Raw genomic sequence first — 13231 nt, 5'->3', positions numbered from 1 at the left:
TCAGACAGACTAAGATATTGAATTCAACAATCCGGGTCGCGATATGTCCTGCCGAGCCCATCCTGAGACAGAAGTATAATAACGGGAATGTGTTAAGTATTACATAGACAGCACTTTCTTACGAGGCATGTAAATTCGTATTTGTAGCTGTTTTATCATAATTTTTCCAGTTTGAGAGTCAGAATGTCAGAGTCGAGCAAACCTTTATTCCACGTTGTCCTGTACCAGCCGGATATCCCTCAAAACACAGGGAATATCGGCCGAACCTGTGTTGCCGTCGGTGCCAAACTGTGGCTGGTGCGTCCGCTGGGATTTCAGCTGGACGCCAAGCATTTACGACGTGCCGGCATGGATTACTGGCAGCACCTGAACTGGGAAGCCGTGGATAGTCTGGCTGAAGTCCAATCGCAGCTACAGGACAGGACATGGTGGAAACTGACCAAGTTCGCAACCCGCTTTGTCTGGGATGCGAAGCTGGAACCCGGCCAGGTATTCCTGTTTGGCAGTGAAAGTAACGGCCTGCCCCCCCGGATCCTCGAAGAAGATCCTGATTCCAACCTGAAGCTGCCGATGCATCAGGAAGTTCGCAGCCTGAATCTGGCCAGCACCGCGACCGCCGTCATGTATGAGGCAATACGTCAGTTCGGGGGACTGGCCTGAGCAGATTATTTCCCCCGCCCGGTTACGGGGTATTGTGGATCCTGAAAGCCTTTGCCACTATGTTCTCCTGGAGGTACGAGAGAGTCGATGAAGGCTTCGTCTTCGGCTGTGATCTCCACATCCAGACAGCCCAGGTTGTCGTCGAACTGTTCCATGGTGCGCGGACCGATGATGATCGATGTGAGAATCGGGTTGGCCATACACCAGGCCAATGCAAAATTCGTCATGGAAACCCCTTTTTTGTCGCAGTAAGCTGCAATTTCCTGGGAGAGTTGAATACTCACATCACGCAGTTCGGCTTCTTTCATGCGTTTATCATCGCGCGAGGCACGGCTGCCCTCCGGGAAAGGCTGATCAGTGCGGTATTTCCCCGTGAGAATACCCCGGGCGAGTGGGCTGTAGCTGACAACGCCGATTCCTTTTTCCTGGCAGAGAGGCATGAGCTCCACCTCAATATCACGGTTCATGATGTTGTACAGAGGTTGCACACAGCTGAATGAATACAGGTTTCGGACATCGCTGGTCCACAGCGCTTCAGCCAGTCGCCAGGCCCGGAAATTGGAGCAGGCGATGTAGCGTACTTTTCCAGAACGGACCATGTCATCCAGGGTGCGCAGGGTTTCTTCTATCGGTGTCTGATAATCCGGAGTGTGGACATAATAAATGTCGACGTAGTCAGTGTCCAGACGCTGCAGGCTGTGATCCAGCTCACGCATCAAGTGGACCCGGCTGGCTCCGGCGTCATTCGGGCCGTCACCCATCGGTGCGCGTCCCTTGGTAGCCAGAATGACTTTATCGCGTCTGTCTTTTAAGGCCTTCCCTACAACCAGTTCGGATCCACCGGTGCTGTACATGTTGGCGGTGTCAAAAAAGTTGATACCCTGATCAATGGCTTTATGCATAATGGCGATCGAGTCTGCTTCACCGGTCGGGCCACCAAACATCATTGTGCCCAGGCAGACGGGGGAAACACGTACGCCAGCTTTACCTAAGTTGCGGTAATCCATAAGTAACATCCTGAAGAGTAAGGGGGTGTAAGTCGGTCGAAAATTTCAAGAGTTCTATCTTCGGTTTTTATGACACATTTCTCAAGGGACCTTAAATTCCTTGAACAGACGTGGTTGAAGATTCTCGCTCAGCCTGTTAAAGTAACTCTTTGCACCTTGGGGTTAATATGTGGCCCGACTGATTCTGCAATAACTGTTGGTGGTTAAGATGAATAATACCAATGGTTTAGGATAAAATGAATTCAACTGAACTTACTTAATCTAGAAGCAAATACGAAAGGCATTTCTTCGAATGGGAACCAAGAAGACAGGTAAAGGTCGTCGAAAAATTGGTCGTAAGAAACGACGTGCACGAGCTAAGATCAGGCATCGTAAGGGTTAATCCCTGTTCTCGCCTGGCATTCAGGTTCTGGCTGGCTCCTTGAGGTTTATGCTTTAAGGTCCTGATTTTTTGCGTAATCAGTGAAGCATCGCCGGAACTCAACTACAGGATTGCCAAACGTCAGAGACAAAAAAGGGGCTTATTTGAGCCCCTTCTTTCATTGATGGCATCTACTCTACTGGTCTGGTGAGTGAAGTTTACCAGTATTTCTCGAAGTGGATATTTCCCGGGTTTTTGGGAGTCGAAAGCTTGTATCCCTGCTCTGTGAGCAGTTCTACCATCCCCTTGGAATCAGGGAAAATCAATTCCCCCTTTTCATTTTTTTCGGGAAGTCCGATCATGGAAGGATTACCACAGAGAAACACGTGTGTTTTATCCGGGGCGGGTGACCACCCAAACGTTTCCTGAAATCGTTCGGGGCGAATGATATCCTGAAGATACTGTTTTCCCACATAGGACGGGTGGTTTTCATCCATATTTTCCGGCTCGCGTGTGGTGAAAGCACCGTAGCGGTAGTTGGAAAACAGTTTTTGCAGTTGTTCCTGCTGCTCGAGATATCCCAGATCACCTTTGTAGCGTACACAGGTCATGGAAACAATGCGCCCTGTATGGCCGCGTTTTAACAATTCGATACTCATCGAATTATGTGGCGCTTCACCGGTTCCTGTACCGGCAAAGATCACGTTATCGCCAGGTTGAACGGGTTTCAGTGTATATGTTCCTACGGGTTTTTTTCCCAGATGCAGACGATCTCCCTCGTTGAGACAAAACAGACGCGGGGTGAGTGGAGGATCATCGCTATCGGGACGTAATACCAGTGTGATGTAAAACTCCAGATAATCAATCTCGTTATTAGCCAGGATCTCTCCCTGCAGATCCAGCATCGGACAGGAGATCGAATACGCGCGTCGAATGAGTTTCGGCTTTTCTAACTCGGCGAGTGGGCCGCCATCAACGCGGTGTTCCCAAGAGCCCAGCCCCAGCGTTGTATACTGACCACCGGAGAAGCGGGGAATATCATCGTCTGGTTTGATGCGCACAATCATCAAATGATCGTGTGGCATACGCAGCTCCATTACGGAGGCGTTATAGTATTTGTTTCGTAGTTCTTCAATTTCTGGAGTCGATTGCCCGGTCGGAGGATTCATGACTCTCCCTGTCGCGAGGGTTACCACCAGCGTAGATGGTTTCTTGATTTTGAATTGCGGAACTACCAGCTCATCAGTTGTAGAACCACAAATAATTCCACATCATTCTCTGTTCGATTTCAGATTGAACTCAATGAATCAAATGGATAAAAACATGATGTTCTCTCTAATCGTGTTTATCCTCTATCACTTTTTCCGTTCAGAATGTCAAGTCAGATCCTGAGTTTAATGACAGCCTGATCTATTTCAGATCGATCAGGGGCAGGCTGATGTAATTAAAAAAACCTTAGCGAATCTGGTAAATTCGAATATCTGGTTTGGAGAAAACAGGAAATAAAATACGGTTTCGTCGGTACTGTCATCTCTCAGTTCGTGTCATTTGAGGACTTGGTTCCCTGGATATTTACTCCACTGCCGATCAGAAGATTGTGGTGATAACACCAAAGATAGAACCGCCCTTTTTTTTCCGGCGGCAGCACTTTCAGATTTTCGAATCCAGCCTGCTCGAACCATGATTTGAGTTCTGCGGTTGTATGGTGGTATTGATAGGCAGGGGCAAACCAGTCAAAGGTATCGCAGACGCGATTTTCCCAGTTCGGGTGGTTGCTGAAATTGATGACTTTATTAAGAATCTTGTTAATGACTGGTAAACCGCCCAGCCAGGCTCCGAGACGGCACCATGGTTCCAGCTTTTCTGGAGTCATTCGCGTTGTGATTTTTCGTAACCCGCTGTTGATCCATTCCTGCCACCACTGATTCCTGCGATAGAGCCAGACGGAGTACTTGCCGCCAGGTTTGACCATGCGGGCAACTGCGTCAAAAACAGCACGGGTGTCTTTATCGTGATGCATGACCCCGATGGAAAACACGAAATCGAATGATTCTGGCTCAAAAGGCAGATGTTTCAAGTCAGCCTGAACCAGGTTTACATGTTCAAGGTGGGCGTTCAGCAGTTGTGCTTTCTCGACGGCAGTGGTGTGGTCTGCACCAAAGACAATCCCTCCTGCTTCGGCTGCGACTTTGCAATAGCGACCGCCGCCACAACCCGCATCCAGAATTTTCAGTCCGTTCAACTCATCCAGTTTCATTCCAGTTTTGGCGGTGAATGTGGCCCGGTCTTCGTCATCGTGTGCAACTTCATATTTGTTCCATTGCAGACCAAAGCTGGAAAGGTGTTCCTGTTCGACAAAGCGGGGAATCCCTTTGGTGACCGGGTATGTCTGACTGGTCTGGGAATCGAACAGTTGTTGTTGAGGTGCATTCCATTCGAGAGGATGCTGCGTGTTGGGGGTTCTCAATGCATCCAGTAGTTCCTGAGAAAGAAATGTGTTGGGTGAGGTTTCTTTCGTCATGACTGGTCGTTGCTTATCTGAAGAAGATCAAAGAATTGAGAAAGATTTTCGATGGTTAAAATTCCAGTTCCATCAGATCCTCGCCCAGAATTGTATTGGGAAAGATCTGTTGAGCGACTTTAATCCCAATGGGATCGTCGCCAGTCTTTTGCGGATCGATGTGTGTCAGGACCAGCTTCCCTGCGTTAGCATCTCGTGCGAGTTCGGCTACCGGAGTGGTGTGGCTGTGGCCGGTTTTGTCGGCCCATTCAGCCATGTCATCCGGAAAATAACATTCATGGATTAAGAGATCGACGCCTTTGACAAATTCCAGATGTTGCCCGGGATTAGCTGTATCCGTGATGTAGGCCAGGGAATGGCCGGGCCAGTCGATGCGATAACCGATCGATCCACCTGGATGCTCCAGCGGAATGTGTTTCAGGATCCCCTGCTCTGGGACTGATACGGTTTCGGGAAGTGGCGTGAAATCGTAATCGGGCAGCAGGGGAAAGATTTCATCACAAAACAGGTGCGTCTGAATGGCAGAAAGCTTGGATGCTTCACCATAAAGTTTGACGGAATCAACCTGGTCAGTGAGCATGGGCACCAGAAAAAATGAGAGCCCGACAATATGATCAAGGTGGGCATGGGTGAGGAAAATCTGCAGATCCCGTGTCTGGAGATACTGGGGGACGCGAAAAAAACTGGTGCCGGCATCGAAGATTACACCCAGTTCCGGGAGCATCAGACAGGCAGTGTGGCGGCGTTCATTCGGGTGATATCCACCAGTTCCCAGCAAGACAATTCGCAATGTTCCACTCCCCCCGCGATTGGGTTTCCCTGTTAGCCGATTTCGTCGTCAATCTAGATGTTCAACTCTCGGCTGGCCTGAGAAGCAACGTGCTGCATCAGATTCCAGTCTCTGTAAAACGTGCCCGTTAATCAAGTTGTGATACCTGATTAACGGGCAGAAAAGCAAGTTGACTACAATAAAATCTGATCGCAATCGGTCACTGATCCTGTCAGGGGATTATGAATCCAGACGGCGTTCACGAATCCAGTCGGTGTGGAAAGTTCCTTCCTTATCCGTTCGCTGGTATGTGTGAGCGCCAAAGTAATCCCGTTGTGCCTGCAGCAGGTTGGCAGGCAGACGAGCCTGGCGATATCCATCAAAGTAGCTCAGAGCGGCAGTGAAACTGGGAACAGGAAGACCGAGTTCTACAGCAGTAGCGACCGCGCGTCTCCAACTGGGTTGAGCTTTTTCGACAGCATTACGGAAGAAGTCATCCAGCAGCAGGTTTTCCAACTGCGGGTTTTTGTCAAAGGCTGCTTTGATATCCTGCAGGAAGGTGGAACGAATAATACAACCACCCCGCCACAGCAGGGCGATATCCCCATTATTCAAGTTCCAGCCAAAGTGTTCGGCGGCGGAGTTCAGTTGAACATAACCCTGGGCATAGCTGCATAATTTCGATGCATAAAGTGCCTGGCGTACGTCTTCAATGAACTGATCCCGGTCCCCTTCAAACTTTTTGTCTGGTCCACTGAGAATTTTCGAAGCCCGGACGCGAGCGTCTTTCTGTGCGGACAGGCAGCGTGCATATACAGCTTCTGTAATCAGTGTGGTGGGAACACCCAGGTCCAGAGCATGCTGGCTCATCCACTTTCCGGTTCCCTTCTGCTTGGCGGTATCCAGGATTTCATCGACCAGGTACTCGCCTGTTTCTTCATCAATCACGGTGAAAATATCACGGGTGATTTCAATCAGATAGCTTTCGAGTTCACCCTGATTCCATTCATCGAACACTTTGTACAATTCCTGGTTAGTCAGTCCCAGTGCGTGTTTGAGAATGTAGTAGGATTCGCAGATCAGCTGCATGTCGCCGTACTCGATCCCGTTATGGACCATTTTGACATAGTGGCCTGCGCCAGCTTCACCGACCCATTCGCAGCAGGGAATATCGTTGTTTTCGCCTACTTTTGCGGAGATATCCTGCAGGATTGATTTCACGTGAGGCCAGCCGGCGGGAGATCCACCAGGCATGATGCTGGGGCCTTTGAGAGCGCCCTCTTCACCACCGGAGACACCGGTTCCGATAAACAGCAGACCAGCATCTTCGACTTCTTTTGTGCGTCGGTTGGTGTCATCGAAGTGAGTGTTTCCACCATCAATGATGATATCACCAGGGCTTAGCATGCCTTTCAAATCGTTAATGATGGAATCGACGGCAGGTCCTGCTTTGACCATCAGCATGATCTTGCGGGGGGCTGCGAGGTTATCGACCAGTTCTTTCAAGGTATGGTAACCGGTAATGTTCTGTTCGTCGGTTTTGCTGCTGACAAATTCGTCAGTGACACTGGTCGTCCGGTTAAAAACGCCTACTGAATAGCCATGATTGGCCATATTCAGTACCAGATTCTGTCCCATCACTGCCAGACCAACCAGGCCGATATCGTGTTTTGACATTATTAATTCTCGTTCACTTCTGATGTGTTGTGGTTAATAAATGAGATTCATTTCCGCTGTTCCCAGAGAAAACGACCAGGGAGCGATTATCGTTTCCAGGGAGGTAACTCAGGAAGATAACTGTCGAATTCCGCGATGATTTTCTGCTGGTATTCGCCGGCAAACTCGCCATTGAGGAACTTGTCACAGGCTTCACCGATGAAGCGTTCCCAGCTGGCTTCTTCTGCTCCGGGATTAATCGGATAGAATAAAGCGCCCACTGCTTCTGCTGCTTTCATGTCACCGGGAGCATCCCCGATCATTAAAACTTTGTCAGACTCGTATCCGCAGGCTTTGGCCTGTCCCAGTGTCTCTTTTTTGCTGCCCGCTTCCTGTCCGCAGATGGCATCCACGTACTGAGCGATGTCGTGTTCTTCCCACTCTTTGTTGAGTGCTTCGTTCGGAGTCGCAGAACAGACAATCATGTCGGCTACCGGATCCAGCTTGATGAGGCTCTCTCTGACGTTGGGATAGGGAGGCACATCGTGAACCATGTCGGCAATCATGTCATTGACAGCCAATGACCATTTCAATGCAAGTTCCAGATCAGGGTCTTTGGTCTTTTCTACTTCAGCGGTCAACGTGGGATTACCCAGTTTGGTTTCCCGTTGAATCCAGTCGCGGACTCCCTGTAGTTTAGGAATCTGCACATTGCGGGACAGGACTTCCGGTCGTTCTTCCAGCAGGTCTAATGCCAGGGTGTAGGAGATAAACCGGTTGGCGCCACGCCATTTGGAGTACAGGTTTGTGAACTCAGCTGCTTCACGGGCATATTTTGAAATGGGTTGCAGGCCAAAGTAATTGATGAAATTCGGAATGAAACACTCTTTGTGTTTAATTTCCATAGAATCAAAAGCACAACCATCTGAGTCAATGCCTATCAAAAACTCGCTTTTTTTCTCAAAGCTGGTGTCCAACGGATTATCCGACACAATCTTCTCCCGAATGTTTATTAAAAGTCTGATACAGTGATTCAATTCAGTTGACCGCCAGTTCAGCGATCAACACTTATGCTGACAGGCGTTCTAATTATCTGTCAGCCTGCGGTACATATTTCGGTAATTTCTGGTCTGAGAACAGCGGCTGTAATTGAGCCAGTCGCATACGGCCATTGATCATCGGAATACTGGGCCAGTCGTTGCCCACCAGTGGCTTACAGTATTTGACGAAATCGTCAGTGACATCCATCCCGTCAGCAGTAATCCAGTTCTTGGGGAAGGTGCGTTCGCTATTTGCTACTTCAGGTAATGGCACTTTGTCATATCGGATATTATAACCAGGACCTTCTGCCCGCAGGATCGTGGACATATAGCCCGACTCTCCTGCCGCAGCCAATAAGGCAGCTTTCTGCCCTGCTCCATAGGCTTCGTCCAGGTCGACAGTGGATGCATAGGCGATATTATGACGCTGGTCAGTACCTGGGATATTGGCCCGGGCTGCGCCTTTGACAGCCAGTCCACGCTGATTTAATTCATTGACGAGCAATTGGGCTACAGTCAGCTGGCTGGAGCTGAACTGGGTATGACCAAAGGAGTCCTTGGTTTCGCCGATATCACCCAGTGAAAGACCTTCGCTGACGACTACGATCAATCGACCATCTTTTTTGAGCTGGTCGTTGACCTGGGCATGAATTTGCTCAATGCTGACCGAGTTCTCTGCAAGATAAATCTGCATGGGGATTTTTCGTTGCGGGTCAGCCAGACGGGCAGCAGCGGGAATGAAGCCGATTTTCCGTCCCATGGCCTGCAGAACCAGAACCGGGTCAGCCGGGCAGCTACCACGGTTTTCTTCATTGGCCATCTGTACCATGCTCATCCAGTACCGGGCTGTACTGCCATAACCGGGAGTGTGGTCGATCAGTTTGAATTCGCTGTCTCCCACATCGTTATCGATGGTTTTGGGCACGCCGATTCCGACGATGTCTACGCCTCGTTCGGTTGCCATCTGGGCGACTTTATTCGCGGTATCCATTGAATCATTTCCGCCGATATAGCAGAAATATCCGATGTTATGGGCCTTAAAGACTTCCACGATGCGGTCAAAGTCTTCGTTTTGATGTTCTTTCAGCTTATAGCGACAGGTTCCCACAGAACCAGCGGCAGGTGTGACTCGTAACAGGGCAATTTCTTCTGGTGACTGACCACTTAAATTGAGAAGTTCTTCTTTGAGAACTCCTTCAATTCCATGCCAGCCCGCATAGATTGTGCCGATTTCCGGGAGATCCCGGGCTGTTTCGACCAACCCTCGCAGGCTGTTATTGATGACTGGTGAAGGACCACCAGACTGTGCCACAATCATGTTCTTAGGACTTGCCACGTTTTCTCCTCACTCTGTTGTTATATAGATGTTTTGTGACCCACGGGGGTACAGAACATATTCCTCTGTTACTTTGGGGCCCTTGTCTCTCTGTAATGAACCAGATCTGATTCCAGAACCGAGACCGGTATGTTACGAATCAATTCGGGCGAGTACGAACGCTTCCCACAAGGTCCAGGGCGATTATTAGAAGGCTATTGTTGATAAGGTGTTACTTAGTAACTATTTATCGTTAACTTTTCATTGCCTGAGTCGGCAGAAAATAGCCTATGTTCAGTGTGGGCGGTTATGTTTTACAGACTCACAAAGACTTGTATCAACTCACTTAGTCGGGATATTACCCGATTTTGTGCTCTAATTCAAAGTATCGCCATGCTGCCAATGCAGAAAGTTCCGGGAAAGTTTGACTATGAAAGTTAAATAATTGACCGGGGTTGTTTATTTCTGCGGTGTCAACGTAATTTTGACCCCCTGCATTTTATAGTCCAGTTTAAAAGTGCTGAATAATGCATCAAAAAACTCCTGGGCATCTGCATCGACAACCGTAATATCGATCAGTTGCAGAAGGTCAATCTTTGCCTCGGCAAGTTCCTGTCTGTCATATTCGAACTCGATTCCCGACTGTTCCAGTTTCTGCATGATCGCCAGAACCGGAACTTTTTTCACCCGCAGTGTAAACTTTCTTCTGTTGAGTGGTACTGTGTTCCCCACGCCAGATCGCACAGGACGCGCCGCCCTTTGAGGATTCAAAAGTAGATCAATCTGGTCTTGAACGTCCATGGCAGCCTGAACGGACAGGAGTTTCCCATTGATGGTCAACTCTAAATCCGGAAACTGCTCTTTCAATCGGCTGGTGATCGAGTCGATCGATTTACCTCGTAACGAATACGTTTTTTGGATCAGAACTCTTTCCGGAACTGTTTCGAGTTGGATACTGGTAGCCTGCTCTACCCACTCATAAGTCAGATCAAATTGAATCAAGATCAGAGATAGCGATTCATTGGCATTCACAGAAACCATTGAAAAGTTTGACCAGAGATCGTGGGGAACCAGTCGTTCATTTTTGACCTTGATCTGATAAGTATTGGTGATGTTCTGCAGGATCTTCGCTGGAGTTTCCAGGTCCTGAAAGTGAAATGATTGATTTCTTGAAAGCTGAAATACTCGTGAATTGAGCTCTTTCTGTGAAGCAGCCAGCTCGCGAAGGGCATCTGATTTCAATTCAAGTAGTGTTTTCAATTTTGAGACTGCCGTATCCGGGCCAATAAAAACATTGCTGCCGACAATTATGATTCTGGCATTCGCCAGTTCTGCGATTTGAGCCAGCGCCTCTTCCAGTGTCTGATTCTGAAGATCAATTTTCAGCGGATGGGAAGGATCAATTCGACGATCCAGGATGACGGAGATGTTTTGCGTCTCCCTGATTCTCTGAATGATCGCCCGAATTCCGACGTTGGACCAGGAGGCTGAGAACGGTTGTGTCAGAGCCTGCCGGAAATTGCGCTCAGTTTTATAACGGGGTATTTCCCGATTGAGTAAAGCGGGGGATTCGCTTGGAGCTTGATAGGCGTATCCCCTCTGATTCGCTGTGTTTCTGAACGAAAACAGCATCATGCAGATAATTAGCCAGAACTTCAGGGATGTCAGTTTTCTCACAGATCGAGACTTTTCCGCTGGTCTGAATTTTTACAGTAAAGGCCGGATGAAAAACCGGAATCAGGTGCTGGAGTGTGACCGGGAACCATGATACCATATGGGTACGGTCCTTTCCTGTCATATTTTATCTATCCTTGATGTGATAGTCTAATGTAAAGAGAGTCAGTGTTTTATGCAGAAAATACAGGCAGTTGGCATCGATTTAGGAACTACGTATTCCTGTATTGCACACCTCAATGAGCATGGGGAACCGGTTACGATTCCCAATCAGGAAGGTGAACTGTCGACTCCCTCTGTTGCCATGTTCGATGGTGCGGAGGTTATTGTCGGCACAGAAGCGTTGCGGCATGCGATTGTGAATCCCCGGAATGTGGTCCAACATGCCAAGCGTTTTCTGGGAAAACCGAATTTTCGCTGGGAAATCGATGGACGGTATTTTACGCCGCGGGATATTTCGGCGTTTGTCTTGAAAAAGCTGCTGGCGGCAGCAGAAGAACGAATTGGTCCTGTCGAATCGGCCGTCATTACGGTGCCCGCTCAGTTCAGCGATCTGCAGCGACAGGAAACGATTGCCGCGGGAAAACAGGCGGGGCTGAAACAGGTCGATCTGATCAATGAACCAGTAGCAGCTGCATTGTGTTATGTGCTCGGATCAGAAGGAATGTGGTTTGCTGAACTGGCTGAAGAACAACGCATTCTCGTGTACGACCTGGGGGGCGGTACCTTCGATCTTTCGCTGGTAAAATATCAGAAGGATGAGGTCAATGTCATCGCCAGTGGGGGGGATTTGAAGCTGGGAGGGATTGACTGGAACAGCAGACTGCAGGCAACGATCGCCGAACAGTTTCTGGGTGAATTCGGCGTCAATCCTGCGAATGATCCGGAAAGCCTGCAGTACCTGGCGAATGAAGTGGAACAGGCAAAACGCAGCCTGACTGTCCGGCCCAAAACGACACTGGCCTGCCAGGTGGGCTCTCAGCGCAAAACGTATCAGATTACGCAGTCACAATTCGAACAACTTACCAAAGAACTCGTCGATCAGACCACCAGCATTACCAAAGCATTACTAAAAGATAACAGCATGGGCTGGGCTCATGTGGATGTCGTGCTGACAACGGGGGGCTCCTCCCGGATGCCGATGATTCGTGATGCCTTGAAACAAGCCAGTGGAACCACGCAGAATCTGTCCTTGCCTCCCGATCAGTCTATTGCGCATGGGGCTGCTTATTATTCCGGGATGCTGTTGAGCAACCGTGAATATGCAGAATCCATTCTGACCTCTGAAGCAGCCAGTCGTCTGGCGAAGATGAAACAACACAGTGTCAACGCCCGTTCTCTGGGATTTCTGGTTCGAGAGCAGTCCGGACAGCAACGTATCCCTCACTACATTTTGCCTGCTAACACCAAGCTTCCAGCATCGGTTAAGCATACCTATGGAACAGTCTCACCCAATCAGCGGCGCGTGCATCTGAAATTAATCGAGAGTGGTGCTTCTCAGGATGAACCTTTTGTGATTCTGGGAAATTGTGTGGTCGAGGGATTGCCTGCTGATTTACCCGTCGATTCAAAAATTGAAGTCTTAATGGAATACGATGCAGAGGCCCGGGTACATGTTTCCGCCAGGGACTGTACAAGCGGAAAAGAAGCGAAAATAGAAATTACCCGCGAACAGAATCTGGTGCAGCAGGCTCTGGATGGTGCAACCCAGGAAGACCCAGCATCTCAGTCTCTCGTGGCGGCCTCAGAGCCTCTTTTACTGGACGATATTCTGGATCAGGCCGAATCCATCAATCAGCCGCAGCAAACGAGGCCCGTTCCAGAGCAGCAGCCTGAATCCCCACAACCAAAGCCGACTACCAGGGGGCTGGACAGTTCTGAACGACCGATAGCGCTGTGTAACCAGTGTGGCGAACCACAACTGGGGCCACCCGCCGCCGATTGTTCTACTCCTGAAAAACACGCGAAGGGAGCTCTGTCCTCACGACAGCCTCGTACCCAGAAAAAAAAGAGAAACCAGCAGACGTCTAAGCGAGGAGCACAGAATTCTTCACAGTCTGCTCGTAAACAAAAAACAGGCTCTCGGCGATCTGTATCAAAACCACCTGCGGGAAAAAATCAGACGCAGTCGAAGCCAGCCAGTCAACTGGATGCTGCGGAGAATGAATTCTGGGATCTGCTTGAGGATGCCTGAAACTGGTCTGGTTCCCGTCGTCAATGAATCCCGA

10 protein-coding genes are annotated in these 13231 nt (G+C 49.3%); 2 read left to right on the top strand and 8 right to left on the bottom strand.

Features of this window, described 5'->3' with window-relative positions; all coding sequences use genetic code 11:
* The first annotated feature begins 183 nt into the window (after positions 1-183).
* On the top strand, positions 184-660 hold the full coding sequence (locus ACN0YH_RS06150) for a tRNA (cytidine(34)-2'-O)-methyltransferase (protein ID WP_417378684.1): 477 nt from the start codon (positions 184-186) through the stop codon (positions 658-660).
* Positions 661-665: 5 nt separating this feature from the next.
* Here the strand turns inward: ACN0YH_RS06150 and ACN0YH_RS06145 are convergent, their stop codons facing one another.
* The 8 genes from ACN0YH_RS06145 to ACN0YH_RS06110 all read right to left on the bottom strand — a co-directional run bounded on the left by ACN0YH_RS06145 (position 666) and on the right by ACN0YH_RS06110 (position 10964).
* Entirely contained in the window at positions 666-1667 is a 1002-nt protein-coding gene (locus ACN0YH_RS06145) for an aldo/keto reductase (RefSeq protein WP_417378683.1), read from the bottom strand.
* Between the two features lie 579 nt (positions 1668-2246).
* Complete coding sequence (locus ACN0YH_RS06140) at positions 2247-3197, bottom strand: ferredoxin--NADP reductase (protein WP_417378682.1); 951 nt, start codon at positions 3195-3197, stop codon at positions 2247-2249.
* A 365-nt stretch (positions 3198-3562) separates the two neighbouring features.
* Positions 3563-4549, bottom strand: coding sequence for a methyltransferase domain-containing protein (locus ACN0YH_RS06135; protein ID WP_417378681.1), 987 nt, complete (start codon positions 4547-4549; stop codon positions 3563-3565).
* A gap of 55 nt (positions 4550-4604) precedes the next feature.
* On the bottom strand, positions 4605-5339 hold the full coding sequence (locus tag ACN0YH_RS06130) for an MBL fold metallo-hydrolase (protein WP_417378680.1): 735 nt from the start codon (positions 5337-5339) through the stop codon (positions 4605-4607).
* 219 nt (positions 5340-5558) lie between these two features.
* Positions 5559-6995, bottom strand: a complete 1437-nt coding sequence (gene gnd, locus ACN0YH_RS06125) for a decarboxylating NADP(+)-dependent phosphogluconate dehydrogenase (protein WP_417378679.1) — start codon at positions 6993-6995, stop codon at positions 5559-5561.
* Between the two features lie 86 nt (positions 6996-7081).
* The gene (locus tag ACN0YH_RS06120) at positions 7082-7966 is read right to left on the bottom strand and encodes an HAD family hydrolase (protein WP_417378678.1); all 885 of its coding nucleotides are present in this window, start codon (positions 7964-7966) and stop codon (positions 7082-7084) included.
* Between the two features lie 97 nt (positions 7967-8063).
* On the bottom strand, positions 8064-9350 hold the full coding sequence (locus ACN0YH_RS06115; RefSeq protein WP_417378677.1) for a diphosphate--fructose-6-phosphate 1-phosphotransferase: 1287 nt from the start codon (positions 9348-9350) through the stop codon (positions 8064-8066).
* 438 nt (positions 9351-9788) lie between these two features.
* Positions 9789-10964: a hypothetical protein gene (locus ACN0YH_RS06110; protein WP_417378676.1), complete on the bottom strand. Its 1176-nt coding sequence runs from the start codon at positions 10962-10964 to the stop codon at positions 9789-9791.
* Positions 10965-11178: 214 nt separating this feature from the next.
* On the opposite strand from ACN0YH_RS06110, the gene ACN0YH_RS06105 reads away from it, so the two are divergent.
* Entirely contained in the window at positions 11179-13197 is a 2019-nt protein-coding gene (locus tag ACN0YH_RS06105) for an Hsp70 family protein (protein WP_417378675.1), read from the top strand.
* Positions 13198-13231: the final 34 nt, after the last annotated feature.

This window comes from Gimesia sp., from assembly GCF_048262075.1.
In the GTDB taxonomy this organism is placed as follows: Bacteria; Planctomycetota; Planctomycetia; order Planctomycetales; family Planctomycetaceae; genus Gimesia.
This window is presented reverse-complemented; position numbering and strand designations above follow the sequence as displayed.